Origin of the sequence: Dyadobacter jejuensis (genome assembly GCF_003149085.1) — a bacterium.
Taxonomy (GTDB): domain Bacteria; phylum Bacteroidota; class Bacteroidia; order Cytophagales; family Spirosomataceae; genus Dyadobacter; species Dyadobacter jejuensis.
The window spans coordinates 1-20,540 of the sequence record NZ_QGDT01000023.1 but is presented as its reverse complement, the minus strand read 5'-3'; the positions used below and the strand labels follow the sequence as shown (position 1 = coordinate 20,540).

27 protein-coding genes are annotated in these 20,540 nt (G+C 34.0%); all 27 read left to right on the top strand.

The window, feature by feature from the left end:
- Position 1: 1 nt before the first annotated feature.
- The 27 genes from CLV98_RS22310 to CLV98_RS22175 all read left to right on the top strand — a co-directional run bounded on the left by CLV98_RS22310 (position 2) and on the right by CLV98_RS22175 (position 20,224).
- Positions 2-310, top strand: a complete 309-nt coding sequence (locus CLV98_RS22310; RefSeq protein WP_109678214.1) for a DUF4134 family protein — start codon at positions 2-4, stop codon at positions 308-310.
- 71 nt (positions 311-381) lie between these two features.
- Positions 382-684: a DUF4134 family protein gene (locus CLV98_RS22305; RefSeq protein ID WP_158281315.1), complete on the top strand. Its 303-nt coding sequence runs from the start codon at positions 382-384 to the stop codon at positions 682-684.
- A gap of 2 nt (positions 685-686) precedes the next feature.
- Positions 687-1,100, top strand: a complete 414-nt coding sequence (locus CLV98_RS22300) for a hypothetical protein (protein ID WP_109678210.1) — start codon at positions 687-689, stop codon at positions 1,098-1,100.
- Positions 1,101-1,104: 4 nt separating this feature from the next.
- Positions 1,105-1,404: a DUF4133 domain-containing protein gene (locus CLV98_RS24240; protein WP_109678208.1), complete on the top strand. Its 300-nt coding sequence runs from the start codon at positions 1,105-1,107 to the stop codon at positions 1,402-1,404.
- A complete protein-coding gene (locus CLV98_RS22290) occupies positions 1,404-3,920 on the top strand; it encodes a TraG family conjugative transposon ATPase (protein ID WP_109678206.1) in 2,517 nt (838 codons plus the stop codon). Before CLV98_RS24240 ends, CLV98_RS22290 begins: the two co-directional genes overlap by 1 nt.
- Positions 3,921-3,949: 29 nt before the next feature.
- On the top strand, positions 3,950-5,125 hold the full coding sequence (locus CLV98_RS22285) for a hypothetical protein (protein WP_109678204.1): 1,176 nt from the start codon (positions 3,950-3,952) through the stop codon (positions 5,123-5,125).
- A 10-nt stretch (positions 5,126-5,135) separates the two neighbouring features.
- Positions 5,136-6,320, top strand: coding sequence for a TraJ family protein (locus CLV98_RS22280; RefSeq protein ID WP_109678202.1), 1,185 nt, complete (start codon positions 5,136-5,138; stop codon positions 6,318-6,320).
- Positions 6,321-6,524: 204 nt separating this feature from the next.
- Entirely contained in the window at positions 6,525-7,148 is a 624-nt protein-coding gene (locus CLV98_RS22275; protein WP_109678200.1) for a conjugative transposon protein TraK, read from the top strand.
- A 132-nt stretch (positions 7,149-7,280) separates the two neighbouring features.
- Positions 7,281-8,609, top strand: coding sequence for a conjugative transposon protein TraM (gene traM / locus CLV98_RS22270; protein WP_109678198.1), 1,329 nt, complete (start codon positions 7,281-7,283; stop codon positions 8,607-8,609).
- A 10-nt stretch (positions 8,610-8,619) separates the two neighbouring features.
- Positions 8,620-9,585: a conjugative transposon protein TraN gene (gene traN, locus CLV98_RS22265; RefSeq protein WP_158281314.1), complete on the top strand. Its 966-nt coding sequence runs from the start codon at positions 8,620-8,622 to the stop codon at positions 9,583-9,585.
- Positions 9,586-9,593: 8 nt separating this feature from the next.
- Positions 9,594-10,118 (top strand): conjugal transfer protein TraO, encoded by a 525-nt coding sequence (locus CLV98_RS22260; RefSeq protein ID WP_109678194.1) that lies wholly within the window; start codon positions 9,594-9,596, stop codon positions 10,116-10,118.
- Positions 10,115-10,552 carry a hypothetical protein gene (locus CLV98_RS22255; RefSeq protein WP_109678192.1) on the top strand — a complete coding sequence of 146 codons (438 nt, stop codon included), beginning with the start codon at positions 10,115-10,117 and terminating at the stop codon, positions 10,550-10,552. Before CLV98_RS22260 ends, CLV98_RS22255 begins: the two co-directional genes overlap by 4 nt.
- 257 nt (positions 10,553-10,809) lie before the next feature.
- Positions 10,810-11,250 carry a DUF6705 family protein gene (locus tag CLV98_RS22245; protein WP_109678188.1) on the top strand — a complete coding sequence of 147 codons (441 nt, stop codon included), beginning with the start codon at positions 10,810-10,812 and terminating at the stop codon, positions 11,248-11,250.
- Positions 11,247-11,486: a hypothetical protein gene (locus CLV98_RS22240; protein ID WP_109678186.1), complete on the top strand. Its 240-nt coding sequence runs from the start codon at positions 11,247-11,249 to the stop codon at positions 11,484-11,486. The genes CLV98_RS22245 and CLV98_RS22240 overlap by 4 nt, the downstream gene beginning before the upstream one ends.
- A 1-nt stretch (position 11,487) precedes the next feature.
- Complete coding sequence (locus CLV98_RS22235; protein WP_109678184.1) at positions 11,488-12,111, top strand: hypothetical protein; 624 nt, start codon at positions 11,488-11,490, stop codon at positions 12,109-12,111.
- Positions 12,112-12,836: 725 nt separating this feature from the next.
- Complete coding sequence (locus tag CLV98_RS22230; RefSeq protein WP_146202332.1) at positions 12,837-14,039, top strand: DUF932 domain-containing protein; 1,203 nt, start codon at positions 12,837-12,839, stop codon at positions 14,037-14,039.
- A 329-nt stretch (positions 14,040-14,368) separates the two neighbouring features.
- On the top strand, positions 14,369-15,307 hold the full coding sequence (locus tag CLV98_RS22225) for a hypothetical protein (RefSeq protein WP_146202331.1): 939 nt from the start codon (positions 14,369-14,371) through the stop codon (positions 15,305-15,307).
- Between the two features lie 194 nt (positions 15,308-15,501).
- A complete protein-coding gene (locus CLV98_RS22220) occupies positions 15,502-15,693 on the top strand; it encodes a helix-turn-helix transcriptional regulator (protein WP_158281313.1) in 192 nt (63 codons plus the stop codon).
- A gap of 34 nt (positions 15,694-15,727) precedes the next feature.
- Complete coding sequence (locus CLV98_RS22215; RefSeq protein ID WP_109678176.1) at positions 15,728-16,048, top strand: hypothetical protein; 321 nt, start codon at positions 15,728-15,730, stop codon at positions 16,046-16,048.
- Positions 16,049-16,068: 20 nt separating this feature from the next.
- A complete protein-coding gene (locus tag CLV98_RS22210; protein ID WP_146202330.1) occupies positions 16,069-16,671 on the top strand; it encodes a hypothetical protein in 603 nt (200 codons plus the stop codon).
- A 39-nt stretch (positions 16,672-16,710) separates the two neighbouring features.
- On the top strand, positions 16,711-17,070 hold the full coding sequence (locus tag CLV98_RS22205; RefSeq protein ID WP_109678172.1) for a hypothetical protein: 360 nt from the start codon (positions 16,711-16,713) through the stop codon (positions 17,068-17,070).
- Between the two features lie 153 nt (positions 17,071-17,223).
- Positions 17,224-17,454 carry a hypothetical protein gene (locus CLV98_RS22200; RefSeq protein WP_109678170.1) on the top strand — a complete coding sequence of 77 codons (231 nt, stop codon included), beginning with the start codon at positions 17,224-17,226 and terminating at the stop codon, positions 17,452-17,454.
- Positions 17,455-17,554: 100 nt separating this feature from the next.
- Entirely contained in the window at positions 17,555-18,316 is a 762-nt protein-coding gene (locus CLV98_RS22195) for an MYG1 family protein (protein WP_109678168.1), read from the top strand.
- A 138-nt stretch (positions 18,317-18,454) separates the two neighbouring features.
- Entirely contained in the window at positions 18,455-18,967 is a 513-nt protein-coding gene (locus tag CLV98_RS22190; RefSeq protein ID WP_146202329.1) for a hypothetical protein, read from the top strand.
- On the top strand, positions 18,967-19,305 hold the full coding sequence (locus CLV98_RS22185) for a hypothetical protein (protein WP_109678164.1): 339 nt from the start codon (positions 18,967-18,969) through the stop codon (positions 19,303-19,305). Before CLV98_RS22190 ends, CLV98_RS22185 begins: the two co-directional genes overlap by 1 nt.
- 8 nt (positions 19,306-19,313) lie before the next feature.
- A complete protein-coding gene (locus tag CLV98_RS22180) occupies positions 19,314-19,607 on the top strand; it encodes a hypothetical protein (protein ID WP_109678162.1) in 294 nt (97 codons plus the stop codon).
- 8 nt (positions 19,608-19,615) lie between these two features.
- The gene (locus CLV98_RS22175) at positions 19,616-20,224 is read left to right on the top strand and encodes a hypothetical protein (RefSeq protein WP_109678160.1); all 609 of its coding nucleotides are present in this window, start codon (positions 19,616-19,618) and stop codon (positions 20,222-20,224) included.
- Positions 20,225-20,540: the final 316 nt, after the last annotated feature.

Genomic DNA, 20,540 nt, shown 5'->3' with positions numbered 1-20,540 from the left:
AATGAAAAAATCTATTCTATTTATTTTCGGGCTACTGGCAAATAGTCTCTTATTTGCTCAAACCAATGGCGTTCAAAGGGGAGCCCAAGCATTAACAACCTTAACCAATGATTTGGAAGCTTATCTAGACCCTGTAACCACGGTTATTTACGTGGTGGCGGCTATAACTGCCATTATTGGAGCTTTTAGGGTCTTTTCAAATTGGCAACAAGGAAAAGACAACGTCATGAGCGGAGCTATGGGATGGTTTGGGGCCATGTTATTCTTGCTAATAGCAAATGCTGTAGTAAGAGCGATGTTTATTAATTAATTTTTTTATGGGGTAATGTGTAGTATGTTCTATAGCATTGCCCCATATTTTTTTATTCATAACGTATGTTTTTGATTGATATAAGAAATTCTTCTACTTCTGACGGCTATATTAATAGATTCGTCACAATACCCCTATCTGAAAATTTAAGTGTAGTAGTCGGGTTTGTTTATTCTGTTTTAGCCATACTTTCCTTAATAACAGCCTACAGGATATATATCAAATGGCATTCAGGTGAATCAGAAGATATTATTTCTGATTTATCAAAATGGATGCTAGGAATGCTACTTTGTCTTTCCTTAATAGCAGGATTAAAACAATGGTTATTACTTGATCCCGTTCCCGCTAGTGGTGTTGAATTTAAACTCGATTAATTATGGATCAACTTTACGTCATTGTTCGTGAAACGGCTACATATGGTGTCGGTATTGCTGCTATTGCATCGGGATATAGAATATATGTCAAATGGAATAGAGGCGAACCCGTGATTTCCTTAATCCTTAATTGGATTTTAAGCTTAATAATTGCTGGTGTCTTATTTAACATGATTTATGTTATAGTTCTTAATGGCACCTTTATGTCGCTTGAACCTTTGGATCAAGCTATTCAAATGGGTAAGGAAATGCACTCCGCAGCAATAGTAATTGGTGTTGCTTTTGCGATATTAGCGATAATACATATCTATTATCGCTATACATCTGGTGATGATGTCACCGAACTGGTATACAGATGGATAGCTTCTTTATTCTTCTTGTTTACGTTCGGCTTAATTATAGAACTTTTAATTTAATCTAATGATAACAGAAGTAATAAAAGGAGCTGACGACGAAATAGAATTTCTAGGTTTCAAGGGGCGTTATTTTTATCGTTTGGTGCAAATGGTGATTACCTTAATTCTGATCACATTTATTACATATGCTCTTGGATTCAATTCATTATGGTTATTCATCATAATGTTCGGGATTGGTCTAATGGCCTATTTTTATATAGAAAATGAAATGCATTCAAACCATAAGCATGGTCATATACATAGAAAACACAAGGCCCCGAAGGCAATAATTCAAAACAAACCTTTTTATAAAATAATTAAATAATGAAGAAATTAGAGGATATATTTCCATTATTACAGATTTCGGATGATGGCCTAGTTATAAGTAAAAATGCAGATTTAAGCTATTTCTTCGAAATTAGTTATCCAGAAATATTTGTAACAGGTAGTTACGAATATGGCAGCATTATAGATGCTATTCTTAATTCTGCAAAATCCTTAGGTGAAGGATATATTATTCATAAACAAGATTATTTTATTGAAGATACTTATAAGCCTAATTTCACTTATAATGATACTGGTGATGAAATTATACGTGAAAATGAAAGACATTTTAAGGATCGTCCCTTTACATCCCATAAAGGGTTTATATTTATAACCCTTCCTTCTTCTCCACCTCATAAGCGTGACTCTGCCCAATCGTCACTTTTCAAAAAAAGTATACTTCCCAATTCGGCAAGAGATACAAAAACACTTTTAACCTTTCAGGAAAAGGTTTCGTCTTTTATTTCAGGAATAAATCAAACTAAATCCTTACGTCTTAAAAGACTTAATCGTTCCGAAATAGTTGGTACCTCCAAATACCCTGGACTCCTTAACTATTATTTCACGTTGTCTTTTACCGATAACAATTTATATGATATTAATAGTGAAAATTCCAATTTCAAGGTTGGAAACAAAAACACTTATACATTCGTAATTAATGACCTAGAACAATTGCCGAATGAGATAGTTCCTATCTCTTCTTTCAGGGATTTTAGTGGCCATTCTAATATGCCTATTTCATTTGGTTCTAGCTTTGGAATCAACATACCGTTTAATCATATATACAACCAAATATTTTACATAACGAGTCAAAGTGAGGTTGTTAGCGAAAAAACAAAGGAAATTAAAAGGCATTATAGTTTTTCACAATGGAGTCGAGACAACACTTACTCTTTAAATCAAAAAACCGTGCTCATTGATACAATGAAAGCGGGTGAGCTAGCCGTTTTGGCTCATTTTAACGTTCAATTATTTCATCAAGACAACTCCATTCTAAATGAATATAAAGATATAGTTGCTGGTGCAATAACAAATGCCCAATTCACAGCAAAGATAGCAACTACCTATGCTGAGCAATTGTATTGGTCAACAATCCCCGGCAATGTATCTGAAATAGGAAGGGATAACTTATATACTTGTATGTTATCCAATGCAGTTTCAATGTTTAATTTAGAAACTAACTATAAGGACTCTCCTTACCAAAATAATGGCCTACTACTCACCGATAGATTTGGTATGCCTCGCATCGTTGATTTATTCATGAAACCACGTGAGGAGGGTTTAATTACCAATAGAAATTTTACCATCATTGGTCCGTCAGGTTCAGGTAAAAGCTTTACAAACAATAACCTTATTTATTACCTTCGAAACTCAGGTGTTCACATATCTATAGTTGATATTGGATATTCCTATAAACGTTTGGGTGAAATTCTTGGAGCCAAATACATAGAACATACGGATTCCAACCCTATATCGTTGAATCCATTCTTTACTCAGGTTAATATCGATGGTCTTGACAATAAAAAAGCAACCCAATTACGGGAAGAATTTAAGCAAACCATTGTTCAAATAATATTCCTTCTTTTCAAAAAGGAAAACGAACAGGTTTCCAAAACTGAGGAAGTAACCATTTACAACATGGTTAACGGTTACTATGATTATTTGGCAAAGAATAACGCCAAACATAATCCTAGTTCCCCGCAATTTATTAGAGCTTGCTTTAATACATTCTATGATTATAGTCGTACTCTATTTCCAGAAGAATTTAAAAATCAAGGTGGTAGGGAAAATATTGATTTTGATTTATCCAAATTTCACTACGTTCTATCTCCTTTTTACGAAGGTGGTCAATATGACTACCTGCTTAATGGAAAAGAAGATATTGAACTATCAAAACATCCATTTGTTATCTACGAGCTAGAAAACATTAAGGATCATCCTATACTATTACCAATAGTTACATTGGTAATAACAAACACGTATATAGCTAAACTATTTGAAGTTCGTGGTGTACTAAAGGTTTTATTAATTGAAGAAGCTTGGAAAGCTATATCTTCTGATTTTTTTGCAACCTTTCTTTTATGGGCATTTAAGACTGCAAGAAAGCATTTTGGGGCTATTGGAGTCATCACCCAAGAAATAGAAGATTTGCTTAAATCTGAAATTATTAAAGAAACCATTATACAAAATACGGACATTAAAATTATAATGGATATCAATAAATATGAAGAGGATCATGATATGATTCTTAGCTTATTTAAAATATCCAATGCTAATATTCCTCAGATATTTTCTATAAATAAACCTCTCCCTAATAGTAAAGATCGCCCCCCTTACAAAGAACTAGCAGTGATATTAGGTAAGCACTGTAAAGTTTATGGAACCGAAGTAAGCCGTTATGCTTATAGCTTATTCACTACCGAAGCAACAGAGGTAGACGAGATCAAAGCAATTTCGGAAAACAATAATATAAGTCTATATGAAGCCTCTATGCAATGGGCTGATAGAAAAAAATAATTAACAATTCACACTTAAAACATATAATCATGAAAAAAATTGGACTACTATTTTTTCTTTTCGTTGGTTTAGGAAGTACCAACCTAAATGCCCAAATGGTAACAAACGACCCCATTCACACGGCTATTACTACTTTGATCAAAATGTTTCAAGACCCGTCCTTCAAATCCATTGTATCCAATATTGAAAAGTTAAAAAAAGTTACGTCGGCTGTTCGACAATTCCACAGAGGAACCGAAATAGTAAGTTCTATTTCTGGTATTACCTCAAAACTTACAGCATATTCAACAGCCATTGCAAAAGATGGTCACATCTACCCTGTTGAATACAAACTTATGTCTCAAGACATACAAATGTTTACACAGGAAGCAACTAAGCTGGTAAAAGACATGAAATCCGCTACTGCTGCGACTGGTGGAGTATTGCAAATGACAGATGCAGAAAGGGCCAAATGGATTGACGAAACTTACCTACGTGTAAGTTCTTTCGAATCAAAAATTACTAGATATTTTGAAAACATTCAAAATGTATCAATAAAACGTTCTGCTTCAAAAGCTGATGTTACCGCAACTGCAAATTTGTATAAGGTTGCAATAAGTGTACCCCAAGGATATTTTGGTACTGGTGTCGCTAGTCTTGTTGATAATCGAGGTTATGACCTTGCTTATAATGATTCCCTAACTATACCACTTGATTATCTATACGAAACACAAGCTTATAAGGATTTTCAAAAGAAAATGCGTGAATGCGAGTTTAGGAATCAAATGTTTTACAAACGTCAAGAATACGAAGCAAATAGACTGCAAACCGTTGCATTAACAAAACTTACTGAACAAGGATATCAAATGGTAGCCAAAAATGGCTTTTTCCAGAGTCAGGCCAAAGCTCAATCCCAATTAAATACCTATATCGCTGCCGTTGGGGATAGTACCACCTATAATTCTAATGCAAATGTTTCGGGTACCGTTGATCTTGAAAATTTCTTTGAAAATGAAATTATGGCTATTTATGACCCGAGCGGAAAACGTATAACCTCAGAAGTATTTCAAATGCAGGTTGAGTTCCTTGCCAAAGAACTTTATATCCAATATGGTATCGATCAGCAACTTGAAGAGGAATATAAAATAGGGGAGTGTAAAGAACTTGCTCAATCCTTCGATGCTATAATGAAAGCTGCCGAACAAGAATATTTAAATAATCTATAACTAAAATCTTATGGTAGATATCGGTGAAGGGGTAATTGCATTAATAAACCAAATGTATACCCAAATGATACCCTATACTGAACAGATAGCCGCTGTAATCGTAAAAAAAGTAAACGTTGTTGCTGCCATCGGTGCAATACTTTACATTTTTGGGAACCTCATAAAGCAAATCTATTATAATGAGGAAATTAATTTTTTGCCCTATTTGCGGCCATTCCTTATTCTTATGCTTATACCAATGTTACCATTAATAACAGATGGTATAGACTCTATAGCTACAGAAATTAGAACCAGCGTAAACGGCTCCAATTCTAAAATTTCTGAACGTATTCATGATAATTCTAAATACATGCAAGATGCTATTGACAGAAAATGGGATCGTATTGGAAATGACGAGGCCCTTTATAAGGAAACCTTTGGTTCTTCACGTTCTAACGACGATAGCGGGGTATTTCCGATAGGTGACGATATAAAACTATTCATGGGCAAATCCACAGACGAGATAAAAATAGCCTTGGTTTTATTGATACAAAACTTATTAATAACTCTTATGTATATCGCCGAAGCTGCCTTGTTACTCATGAGCTTATGTTATAAGCTCATTTTGAAAATGGGTTTTCCTATTGTAGTTACATTGACTATCTTTCCTGGCTTCACTAACAACCTAATTTCATGGTTTGGTAGATATGTTAATTTTTCCTTATTACCTGCTGTTGCCGCTATGTATTCTACCATAGCATTTGGTTTAATGGATTTATATTTACAAACCGATCCAATAGACGTTGCATCCGGCTCAGACACCCAAAACCCAGAGTTTTTAGGCTTTGCCTATATTGGTGTGCTTATTTTATGTTTAATCGGTTACATTTTTGTTCCTTCAATGACTTCAATGCTGGTTACCATCGGAGGTGTTGGTAATATAACTGGTGGTACAACAAGAGCTTTAGCACAAGCCTCAGGGACAGCCAATAGAGTCGGTACCAATGCGGCCAATAAAATATCTAGAATCAGTTCCAATGCCATAGGCGGGGCCGCAACAGGAGCCGCAACAGGAGCAGCTTTAGGCCGTTCTTTTGCCGATACTAACAGTTCAAAAGCTAAAACCGCTGCATCAACCGTCGTTGGTAGTATGGGCGGTGCTATGGTTGGGGCAATTAAGGGAGTATCTAAACCTAAAAACAACAATAAAGCATGATGAAATACTATAATAGAAATATTGTTTATGCATATAGTTTATATGTATTTATATGTACTGCAATTGTTTTTATTTCTGCTATTATAACTCTTTATATTGTGGTGGATAACTATAAAAACTATGAGCGTCATTTAAACCGAACCTATGTTTATTCTACTAATGGTTCCTCAATTGAAGTTGATGTAAATAATAATAATAATTAACATGAATCAGATAGAAAAATTATTCGAAATAGATAATAAATTTAAACATACCCGTTTATTAACGCTATTATGTTTGGTGTCTTTAGCAATTATAGCTATAACATCAATAATATTTACAAATAAAAATGTTGACGAATTTTCTAAACGCATTTATGTAGTTAATAAGAATAAACAGTTTGAGGCCATGGTCTCCGATGTTAATCAAAATCGTCCCGCAGAAATTAATTACCAATTACAAAGGTTCCATGAATTATTTTTTACTATATCCCCTGATCCTAAAGCAATTGATCTTAATATGGAAAAGGCATTTTATCTTGGAGACAGAAGTATTAAACGTTTATATGATGACCTAATCGAACGTAATTACTTTCGTAATATGATTCAAGGTAATGTTGTGCAAACTGTCAGGATAGATACGGTTATGGTTAACAGCTCGGTCTATCCCTACCAAGCCCAAACCGAATTTACCATATACCAAACCCGTGCAACTGGTAATACAACAAAAAAAGGTATTTCCACGTGCATACTGGAAGATGTAGTTAGAACCACGAACTCACCTAATGGCTTGCTAATACGTGATTTCAAATTCACTTCTACGGATACAAAAAACACCTTAGAACCATGATTTACAATAAGAAATCCAAACGATTTTCTTTTGAGCTTTTTTTAGCTAAAAAATTAAATCGTTATCAATACAAATCCTATATAATCATAGCTATTACAATCACCCTTATTATATACAACTTATTATATTTTTATGAGCACTAACGAAACCAACGACTTTTCAAATCAATCCGATATTGATATTGATATCAATTCAAAAAAAAGAAAACAAGGACAAATGCTTTTGATTATTCTTGTAGCTATGATACTTGTTGTAGTTGGTATCGTATTCTTTACCAATTCTATTGGTAAAGAAAAAGATACCGCTAACGATCTCGAAAACATAATGCCATTAGAAGCAAAAAACAAAAAGGACAAAAACGATGATAAGTATGGGAAAAACTATGACCGAAAAGTTTCGGACGAAAACTATCAAAGTGGTATTGATAACTTAACAGATGATGATAAGATTTTTAAAAAGAAGTCTAACGAAAATTTAACCGATGCCGATTTTGCAGAAGTTAGACAAGCGGGTAAAAGTGGCATTATACAACCAGCTACTTCCAAATCATCATTAAACCGTGTAAATCAAAATCGAATAGCACAAGCTAAAAAACAAATTGCCTACGATGCCAATCCATCTACTCCTATTTTCACAAAATCTGAAGAAGAATTAAGGGAGGAACGTTTGGCGCAGCTTGAACGTGAAAATAACACACGTCTAGCCGAATCAATCATTTCTGGTTTGGAAAAAGCCAATTCTTCTCAACCTCTAACTACTGCACGGCCAAACATTAATATATCACATCCAAACCATAAAAAACAAGCCCCTAATGGATTAATACCCAATACCAATACAAATACCATTGGTCGCTCAACATCTACAGGCTTTTATAGCGAATCTAAATCCTTAGAAGCTGAAACTATGAACCAATACTCGTACATCCCTGCTGTTGTTCATGGAAATGGGGATGGTGTGAAAGTACAAAACGGTTCAAATATTAAATTACGTCTATTGGCTGAAACTTATATTAATGTTGGTGGAATGAAAATGGTTATGCCTCGAAACTCATTGCTTAATGGGATTATACGTATAAGCAATGACCGTTTGAATATTATTATCAATTCTGTTAGAATTGATAATAACGTGATACCTGTTTCTATGCTTGCCTATGATATTGATGGATCACAAGGTTTATATATCCCTAATCTTGTCGATAAAAATCTATTGGCCCGTGAGCTTGCCGAAGCAGGAGCAAGACCCTTACAGGGTTCCTATTGGAACCAGGGTGGTAGTATTGGCAACCAAATAGGAACACAAATGGCAACCCAAACCGCACAAACCCTTCTACAAGGTACGTCCCAGTATTTAAGACGAAAAATGAATACTGTCCGTGTAACAATTAAGCCTAATTACAAGGTCCTGTTAACCACAGGTTCTTTGGAGAATACAAACGATGCACAAACAATTAACAACTACTAATCATTACATCATGAAAGCTTTATTTTTATTTTTTCTATTTCCATTACAACTATTTGCACAAGCTTTTTTGCCATTACAACTATTTGCACAATCCTTAGATGCTGCAAATCCTATTAACGTACAAGAGGCAAAAAAACAAAATAGATACATCCTGCCGATTGCTAAGATGTCGATCAAAGGCAGCCACCCCGTAGGAATCAATAGCACCAAAACGGTGCATATAATATTCCCTTCGGAAATCAAAGAAGTTGATTCTGGTATACCCGAAATATTAACACAAATAACACCGTCCTTTAATAACGTACTAAAAGTTAAAGCTGTTAATGATGAACCATTTAATGAATCAAATTTAACCGTTCTAACGGCCGGAGGAGAACTATATTCTTTCCTTGTAAACTATCAAGATACCCCCGAAATACTAAACATTAACGTTGAAAATAACTATCAGTCCGATGATATTCTTTCTAGACGTTTTAATGCTTCGACTTTCCGTCAATCAGACTTTCTACTTCCTGATATAAACCTATCAGAAACACAAATTAGAAGCAACTTCAATTTCATTCTTAACAAAAAGAAAGCTCTTAAGAACATTGGTGTACGTAATCATAACATTTCATCCTTTCTGGATAAAATATACATGGATGAATCATTGGTATACCTAGCAGTTACCATTCACAATTATTCTGAGGTCTCCTACCCAATTGATTTTGTCAAAATTTATTTACGTGACGTGGAAGGTGCCAAAAGACAAACCATTCAAGAAGAAGAACTACAAATTATTCTACTTGATGATATTAATAATGTTGAGCACGGGGTTTATAAAAGTTTCGTTGTTGCTATCCCACGAATAACCATATCAAGCGATAAACAACTTGATTTTGAAATCTATGAAAAAAAGGGCGGGAGGCATTTACGTTTTCCTATTAATTCAAAAATAGTGTCGAAAGCAAAAACCATTAACAATCCAGATAAATAAATTAGACCATGAAATATATTTTATTCCTTTTCATTTGCTCTAATGTTTTTGGGCAAGCTCATATAAAAAACCAATATTATCTCCAAACTAATATTGGTGGTTACGACCAATTACTTCCTGATTTGAATAATTTCGCTATTCAGCTAGAATATGGGAAGTACAACAAAAAGTTAAACTCCAAAGGGTTTGGTTTTTTATATGCAAAAAAAATTACACCAAACAATATACCTGTTGAACGGTATCAACTATCGTTTAAACAGGAGCTAACCGTTTTTTCTAGTGCTGACCTTATAAGTACTTTTAAGGTTTTAGGTTCAGTAAATTTTGGTTATGAATCAATAAATAAAGAAAAACCAACATTTGATGATATCCAGATAACTGATAAATCCGCCTTTATTTTGGCACCTGGGTTGGGTGTTGAGTACGAATTAACCCCATTTGTTTTAGGTAGTAGAGTAACTTATAACTTTCTATCTAACTACCAAAAATTTACTGTTGTTCCTTATTTCGGTATAAAAATACATTTACAATGAAACAATTAACATTTTTTGTCATAGCAATACTTATGTTTTCATGTAATAGTGAAATTGATTTAAGTATTGAACCAGTTTCTGAATTGTCTCCTGATTATAATTTATTATCAGAAGCACCTTCGCTAATTATTAATTATGATTCATTGGCCAACAAGTACTCAACAACACCAATTTTATACTTACGACCTTTCGAAAATGTTTCTGATAATGATATTGTTATATTACATTTCAACTCTAATAAAGTAGCTAGGTATATTGTTAATAATGATACCTTGTATAATGGAGATAAAATTAAATTGAAATATTCTAACTTTTCGAACTATTTGCTTAGTTTTAATTATCAATCGGAAAGCTCTGGTGAGCATTCTATTGAAGTGGAAACTTCTATTAGAGAAGTTTCTAAAACAACAACCATTACTTTTATTACTGAATAATATATGTTTTCGGCTAAAATATTAATCACAAAAATCTTTCCGACTCAAACCCTTCAATTGAAGGGTAAGTCCCTTTTATTTCGGAATATTACCGCTACTCTTGAAGGTAAAAATATTGCTTTCTTGCTTTGGAATGACCTTACTAGCAATCCAAAACTTATAACTAATTCTATGATTGATATTGAATTTAGAATTGAAAGCAAAGAGCACAATAATCGTTTCTATACTGATTTGACAATAATTAAAATTACATAGCTATGAAATATCTATCAATTATTCTCCTGTTTGCCTTTGTTTCATGTAAAAATGATGTAGCACCTAACAATGTAGAAGCTTTATCTACTGATCAAAAGGTTATTAGAAACGCCACTTTAGATACATTTGTGGGCCAATGGGTTTATTTTCTAAATGGTGAGCCATACAAAAAAATAGTTATTTCAAAAGGAAATGATTCTTTGGATTATGTTTTTCAGCATTATTATGTTTCTGCTGGACAATACAAAATCGATCAAGAAATATATCCTGAACAAGTACTAGATAATTCCATGTTTACAACATGGGATAAATCTGTTTGGTTTTTGCCTTACATTACTATTTTATCGTCTTATAGTTCTGGTACTCAAACTATGGTGTTTAAGTCTAACAATGGGAATGAGTTGTTAGAACTTGGTATTAATAAATACACAAAAACGATATGAAAGGTAAGAAAAATGATTTTTCAATGACGTTTTTTGTTAGAAAAAAAGTCAACTCTACGGAAGATACTCAGGTGTTATACTTAAAGTATGTACATAATACTGATAAGGCTATTAAATGGCTTGAAGCTAACAATATATGTTGGGATTATGCAAACATATATTGTCGAAGAACACGTAAATATATAGATAGAGTTTACAAAGATGTAAACTTTGATGCACATAAAATAGATAAATAAAATGTCTGAAACTAATAATTTGGATAAGTCTCTGGTTAATAAATTAGGTAATAGTATTAATAATAAAAAAAACAATCTTCCTAAATTATTAGTTGAAGATAAATATAAGTCTATTAAGGATAAAACCGTAGTAGATATTATAAATAATTTAAATAAGACGATAATTAAAAATAAAGAGATATCGAGTGAAATATCTATTAATTATAAACCAGAACCTAATAAAAATGTTCAGGTTATTGAAAAGAAAGAAGTTAAGCCTATTGTCGTTGAACCTCTAAATTCTCGTGAAAGAAAAGAGGTTAAAAGTGACTTTGAGCAAGGGAAACTAGAAAATAATAAGCATGCTAACCATATTTTTAAAAAATTTGAGAAGCAAATGAATTCCATTCCCGATAAAATTAATGGTAATAATTTGACCAATCAAGATAAGATTAAATTGCTAGTGGGTGATTATAACGATCATCAAAATACAAAATTCACTATCCAGAAAGATAAAACGGTTCAAATGCAGGGTCCAAACCAGAAAATCACTCAACTAAATAATTTTAACAGCGAATTTTCAGCGTCTCAAATTTCAAAAAAACAGGAGGTTATCAAGCAGAATAAAACTGGACTATCAATTTAAAATTATAAGTATTTTTAGTTTTTGGAAAGGCCATGGTAATAATCAGGTCTTTTTTTTTATTTTTTGGGAAAACCCTTACGGTCGGGCTATACGCTGTATCTTTCCTCGTTCCTCAGAAAGGATGCCGCTTCTATCCCTTTTTCATTCCACCCGCATTATTAACAATACGAAAGGATCTTAATTCAATTAATAAGGGGATCACCGCCGAGCTGGCCACTATCCATTTTACTATTGTTAGCAATTTTGTTCCAGGTGTCCGGCCACAGCTCGTTCACTTGGAACAAAATTGTTAACATTTTCAACTCCTGCAGATGCCTGGCAAATGCCGGCCACTCAACCGATTGTTAATATTAGGTCTAACCCTGCGCTCATTTGCGGCCTGCGTCACTTCGTGCACGCTAAAAAAAGGTCTTCTAGGGGGGCTTTTGAATCCGCTGTCCTTTCCTTTTGAGTCGGTTAACCCTGCGCTCATTTGCGGCCTGCGTCACTTCGTGCACGCTAAAAAAAGGTCTTCTAGGGGGGCTTTTGAATCCGCTGTCCTTTCCTTTTGAGTCGGTTAACCCTGCGCTCATTTGCGGCCTGCGTCACTTCGTGCACGCTAAAAAAAGGTCTTCTAGGGGGGCTTTTGAATCCGCTGTCCTTTCCTTTTGAGTCGGTTAACCCTGCGCTCATTTGCGGCCTGCGTCACTTCGTGCACGCTAAAAAAAGGTCTTCTAGGGGGGCTTTTGAATCCGAAAAAAAATAAAAAAAATGTTGTTTTATTTTACATGGATGTTTGCTTTATAAATAATAATGTCGTACCTTTAAGTAAAGAAAAGCAGTTCATTTTTTATTCAAACAATCGCCCGTCATGCGTTAATGGCACTTTTATTATGGCACATTTGATAGACAATTCAAAAGGATTTAACGCTTTTGTTTCTTTAGCTCAACCCGCATGGCACGGACTAGGAACGGTTTTTAATGAACCTATTTCGGTAGGGGACGCCCTCAAATATGGTGGCCTTGATTTTGAGGTCGAAAAACTTCCTAATATCCATCGTTTGGGAGAGGTAGATATTATTAGCCCTGATTCTTTCTTTACATATCGTAAGGACGTGAACAAGGTTTTAGGTTCCAAGTTGGGAAAGGATTATGTAGTTTATCAAAACGCTCAATGTTTTGATTTAGTCGATGAAATTTTACAATCTGGTAAGGCGTCTATTGAAACCGCCGGGTCCATTGACGGAGGGAAAAAAGTATTTGTAACCCTGAAAATTGATCAAAGTATCAAAATAGGGGGTAATGACATTGTAGAACAATACGTATTGTTTGCTACGTCTCATGATGGTAGTATGGCCATAACTGCCACCCCTACAAACGTGAGGGTAGTTTGTAATAACACCCTGACGGCTGCTTTAAGTGGTGCTACTGGTGCAATTCGTGTTAGGCATTCAATGAATGCTTCTAATCGTATGCAAGAAGCCGCCAAGGTATTAAAATTGATTGTTGGTAATACAGAGGCAAATACTCTGAACTATGAGCGTATGAGAGCGAATAAAATTGAGGCTTCCCAAATGTGGGATTATTTCGGGAACGTGTTTTGCACTCCTGCCGAGATTAAAGAAATGCAATCAGGCAAGGCAGGGAAGGACGTGTTAAGCACACGAAAACAAAATATTATCAACGAGGTACTTAATTTTGCTAATAATGGAGTAGGGCAAGATGTCGCAAATGAAGGAGGTTTGAATATGTGGGGAGCATATAACGCCGTTACAGGCTATATTACCCGTAAAAAATATTCATCTGTAGATGATAGGGCAAATTCAATGTTATTTGGTGCTATGGGGCGCACCTTATACGATGCGGGACGTATAGCCCTTATGCCTGACAAAATACAACCTTTAAGGGCTGCAAAGCCCCAAATAATAACTAATTTTAGCTTAAACTAAAATTAGTGTCTCGTAGGGGTCAAAATTTGGCCCCTACGAGACATTTTTATTGGTGGTTGCACTATTATTGTTAACAAATTTGTTCCAGGTGTCCGGCCACAGCTCGTTCACTTGGAACAAATTTGTTAACATTTTCAACTCCTCCAGATGCCTGGCAAATGCCGGCCATTCAACCGATTGTTAATACTTGACCTTTGAGCTAATATTCTTAATAGCGTATATGTATTAACGTTCCTCGTGTTTTTTCCTTTTGAGTCTGTTAAACCCTACGCTCATTTGCGGCCTGCGTCACTTCGTGCACGCTAAAAAAAGGTCTTCTAGGGGGGCATTTGAATCCGAAAAAAAATAAAAAAAATGTTGTTTTATTTTACATGGATGTTTGCTTTATAAATAATAATGTCGTACCTTTAAGTAAAGAAAAGCAGTTCATTTTTTATTCAAACAATCGCCCGTCATGCGTTAATGGCACTTTTATTATGGCTACTAAAATGATCACAACTAAGGAAGAAAAAGAACTTTCTAATTTGTTGTTTTTTACTGGTAAATCAGTAGATAGTTTAATAAAAAAAGCAAAAAAATTTCCATTGGAAGGGGAGACTATCCCAGAGCTTTTGAAAAATATCAAAAAAATCTTAAAGGCTCGAAGAGTAGTAAAAGCACAAACATTTGGTATGAGCCTATTAAAATATGATAGGCTTCAAAGAAAAGCTATTCAGCTTTTAAATTCTTTTAATACCCATCATTCTATGGGCTGTTATAGGAGTATAATAATAAAATACAAAGGCCGTTTTATGACTTTTGCCGAAAATAATATTTTAAAAACTTATGCAAGTTCCTGTAAATATGCTCCTACATATGGTAGTATAACTATTTCCTTAACTGTGAAAGAACTAGAAGCCATTGAAAATATTGATGGTTTATGGACTATAAAACTGCCTGATGGTCGGGCTAAATGGCTTGAAAGTAAAGGAAGATTACAATATTATGAGATTAGATTTTTTGAGGGTTTTTTATTTGGGTCCACTCATTCAGAAATATCTTTAAAAGACGCTGAAAATGGGGAAGTTCGAAAATTACAGGCTATTATATCAGCCATCAAAAATGATAGACAATTTATTGGCTATCAACACGTAAGAGAGGCCGGGGCTTGTGACCCTGGAATCCGTTCATATTGTGAAAGGAATAATTTAAATATTGATTTTGGGTATAATTTAGGTTATTTAAAAAGCCTTGAAAAATCAAGGTACCTTGAGAGGATTAAAAAATAATTTCTTATAATGTTATGTAGTATAAATACTACATAACATTGATTTTTTGAATTTTGGCCCTTCGGGCCATTTAAACATTGCTATCGTAAGTTTAAATCCGTTTGAGGGTTTTCCCAAAAAATAAAAAAAAAGACCTGATTATTGATTTACACGACCTTCGTGAATTCCAGTAACTTTATAAAATGAAAACAGAAATGGAAATTATAAAAGAACTTAAAATTCTTAGATTAGAAGCTAATCTAAGTCAAGAACAATTAGGGGAGCTAATTGGGTATAGCTCAAAGGTTGTATCAGCTATAGAAGCTGGTAAAAGGCCCATTGGGCTTAAAACCCTTATACTCTGGTGTAAGGCTTTAGATCGTAATTTGGAAATAAACTTTATTTAGTAATCGCCCGTCATGCGTTAATGGCACTTTTATTATGAAAGACATAATGCTTCGTAAGTTGGATAGTGCTGGAAAAAGTTTAGTTCGCTCTACAATTCAAAAATATATGGCCGAAAATAGTCATGTAAGTACCTCAGTTTCGACCTCGATAGAGAATATGATTATAGATTATCATAATAATCTTACAACTCATAAACTGGAAATGAAAAGAGCAAAAGAAGAAATTAGTAACCTTTCAAACACTTTGAAGGATACACGTATTTTGCTTGCTTCTTTGCAGGGTAAACAAAATAATTTTGTTGACTCCTTAAAAATGCTAAAAGAGGCTATTAATGACCTTTGTAATGATGAATGAAATTTTCAAACAATAGTAAAATGAAAATTACCTACCACAGTTACCCAATGCTTTTGCATACCTCCTTTGATAAGGAGAATGCGCCCGATGTTCTACCTTTCGTTATGCCAGATGAAAAAACGATTAAGAAAGTCCAGGCTAACAAAGGATTTCAACAATTACTCCCGACCATTGCCATTAAAAACACAGTGGCAGGGAAAAACGCTACTACCAACATCTACCTTTCAGACACAACCTTTCAGAAGGTAGAGTACGACGAATATTTTAGAAACACTCAATTTAGGCAATTCTTTACTAGTTCTATTAAGCCAAAATATGGGACAATCTTAATGAAAGAGGGTGCCACTTACGTATATATGCTTCTAAGTAAGCAAGAAACCAAAGGTTTGAAAAATTTAGATGGATGTTATATAGCTGTAGCTTTATTTATCCGTGACGTTTTTTTAGGCTTTGAAGAAGGTGTTATTACAAATAACGGTATAGAGGTAAACCAAACAGGCATTTACAATGGCGGCATGGATATTGGCGGTTATATCTCATTTGTTATTATTACCCTATCCCATGCAGAAGGAAAAACTTTTAAACTGGTGGAATGTGTCAGTGAAAAAATAATTTCATTATGAAAAAAGCAGTTTTTTTATTTTAAAATAGGTTAAATTCAAATGGCTACGCACAAAGATATAGATCAAATTCTCAAAGGGTACTTAGTAAGTGCCTTTGCTAATGCTCCTGAACCTAAAGGCACCTTTGTGCAATTTAAAGGGGGTGAAAAATATCAAAGTTACTTTGATATTTATGTCAAAAGTGGAGAAAATGAAATACCATTACAAGATTTCAAAATGGACTGGCATTCACGTTTTGACAGAATGATTAAAAATATGGAATTAAGTTCTGAAATGCTTTCAGAACTATTTAATAGGTCTCCTGAATATTTCCAGCAACTCCCCTCCAATTTGCCAAAAGAGGTAAAAATTGCTATCCTCATTTGGGAACGAATGCAAAAGAAACTTGATGCATTATAGGAATAATTATATTCCTATTTTTCTCAATCAAGAGAGAGGAATTGTTTTTATCTAAGATTCTTAAAAGGCGTTTTGGATAATGATTTTTATGTTAAATGATAAAACATAGAGCAAGAGAATAATAAAATATTTTTCGGGTCTTAATATTATACAATGATGACAGATATTATAAAACAAAAAGGTATTCTTCTAAAAGCTTTAAGGTTAGAAAGATCATTGCAGGGTTATAGCGATCCTGCTACAGCAAAAATGTTAGATGCCAAATTAGTTCAAATTTTTGGCCCGCAATTGGCTAATCATTTTTTATCCAAATATAGCGACGCTGAAAGCCTTATATGGTCTTTAGATGAAGAGAATTTAAAGCTTTTCATTGAAAGATTTTAATTTCTTTTTTACATAGATGTTTGCTATTTAAAAATCTATGTTGTACCTTTGAAAAAAATTATTAATCAATCGATCGCCATGCGTTAATGGCGCCTTTATTATGACAAACAACAACACTCCTGCGAAAATCATTACCCATGCGGGTACCTTTCACGCCGATGAAGTATTGGCGGTTGCAATTACAAATTATGTCTATGGGGGCGAAATACCCATAGAACGTGTGTTCAAAGTATCCCCCGAGGATATGGAAAACAGTAGCGTTTTTGTTTATGATATAGCAGGAGAGTACAACCCTGCTATAGGGAATTTTGACCATCATCAAGATGGGAATATGGACGCAACTAATATGCTTATCTTGAATTATCTTGAACCCAAATTGGGATGTGCACTAGTTAGTCGGCTAAAGAATAACCTGTTTAAGCAGGTTTCGGATATTGATAGAGGGATAGTGGCAAACTACCCTAATAGTTTCAATTCTATTATTAGAAACTATAACAATATGCCAGATGGTTTTTATACAGCTCTTCACATAGCAGAATCCATTTTATTGGCATATATAAAAACTGCCGAGAAATCAATTGAAGGTGAAAAGGTATGGCTAACCTTTTTGAAATTTGATGGTGTGGCCATAGATGATTCAGGTACTATTATACCTGAGTGGAGGGATTTAGCAGAAAAAGACAACGTCTTTTTTCTTGTGTCACCTAATGTGAGGGGTGGTTTTCAAATCATTTCCAGAAACCCAGAAGCTATTCCAATTCCAAAAGATAGCCGCCAAACCTTCCGACATAATTCGGGTTTTATGGCTGTTTATTCCAATAAGGAAGATGCAGTTAACCATGCTAAGGAGCTATCACAATAGCCCATAAAAAACAAGGCCTCTATAGAGGCCTTGTTTTATCCTTGTTATAATGGAAAACATTAAGCCTATCTCTAGCCGTAATGCTGTTTGCTGAATTCAATGCAATTTACTTTTTTTTTTATCTTAAACAATCTTTTTATGAAAACATTCAATTTTATTGAAACTAAGAGAAAGTATGTTGTTGAAGTTGATGGAAGTTTTTTTTATAAAAACAAACGTACATTGACAATGGATTTTACTAAAATAGAAAAAAATCCAAGTCCTAATGTATTTTACGATTTTACGGTAATCAGTGATTCCCTTGAAGCGGCCTTTATTGAATTTTTGGGATTTAGAAAAAAAACCCAAATTGAAAAGAATGCACAAGAATTATACAACTATAAGGAATTGACAGCTTTCTTTTCTTCTGATGCGGAGATACCCACAACTGAGGAAAATATTAGAAAGCTGTTGTATTACCTTAATTCCCAAAATTGGGGCGGTTGGAGGATGCCCCAAATGGATATACCTTATTCCGCTAATCAATACTTAATTAATGGTACCTTAATTACCACAATAAGGTTTGAACAGCCTATTTTAGTAGGTGGTGAATTGATTAGTAAATTTAAATTGGGCTATAAAGGGGCTCTTTATAGCTACTATAATTTGTAATGAAGATAATAACCCCTAGAGAAAAAGAATTAAGTAATCAAGTTGTTAACTTTCTTAGAAAAAGAAAGTTAATTCCTCCGATCTCGTTGGAACGAGAACTTAATTTAAGCTTAAACTCAATTAATCGTTCAGTTAAGAACGATAACGTCTTTATTTCCTCCAATAATATTTTTAATATTATTGAATATCTTGTTCTATATGGAATTAATATATTTGGAGAGCCTATTACAAAAGGCAATTTTCTCGAATTTAAAACTAATCAACTTTCCATAATACGTTCGCAACGAGAGGAAATTAAGGAAGAACGTAAAAAGGCAAGACAGACGACAGGTAAATAAATTATACCATGAAATATCTCATATTCCTTTTCCTTTGCTCCCTGATTTCTTGTAGTGAATACAGTAAAAAAAGGGATGTTTATTTTGGTCGCTGGAAAGCTACCAAAGGTGATGCTCATTTTCGAATATATCAAGAAAATGATGGTGTTTTTGTTCATTGGTCTAACGGTCAAATAGTGCCATTAACTTATCAAGAAAATGGTAATTATTACAACATGAGTACCGTATTTGGCTCTATGCCCTTGCTTATATCCAATGATACCTTGTCGTTTAGTCAGACCAAATATGTCAAGTTTAACTAAATATCTCAATGGAATATAATCAAGAAAAGGCTTTAGAAATAATTATTAAGTACAACTTAAGTCCAATCACAGCAAAGGTTTGGAAAACACGGGGTCGTATTCCTGAAAAGTATTTGAATGATACTTTTATACCAAGAATTTTAGCACAAAATAGGGCTGATATGGCCCAATATAATAGAGGTATGGAAGTATTTTCTAACCCCAAAATAAACACTTCTGCTTTGTTGGAAGTGTCTGGTGTATCTAAATCCTCTTATTTCGATGCTATTCGGAAGAGTCAAGAGCCTAGAGTAATGTTAGACTTCAATTCTTTTTTGACCATCAAGAAGGAATTGAATAGATATAGAATAAAAGTTAAATCCCTTATAGAAGAACTGGCCAATAAGCAATATTATAGCGATTTTGATAAAAAACGTTTGGACCAGCTTTTTTTCTCAAATATTATATGCGTAGCGCAATTAATTGGGTGCAATAGAAATGATCCACAAGATAAATCTTTCATTGCCTATCATAGATTACTGGCTAGAAATAGGGGTAGAATGAGCCTACACGAAGATTGGGAGGTGGAATATGTTATAGATCGATTTTCCATATTTTTGTTGGAAACCTCTATCTGATATTAATAAATGTAGTTTTTGGAAAGGCCATGGTAATAATCAGGTCTTTTTTTTTATTTTTTGGGAAAACCCTTACGGTCGGGCTATACGCTGTATCTTTCCTCGTTCCTCAGAAAGGATGCCGCTTCTATCCCTTTTTCATTCCACCCGCATTATTAACAATACGAAAGGATCTTAATTCAATTAATAAGGGGATCACCGCCGAGCTGGCCACTATCCATTTTACTATTGTTAGCAATTTTGTTCCAGGTGTCCGGCCACAGCTCGTTCACTTGGAACAAAATTGTTAACATTTTCAACTCCTGCAGATGCCTGG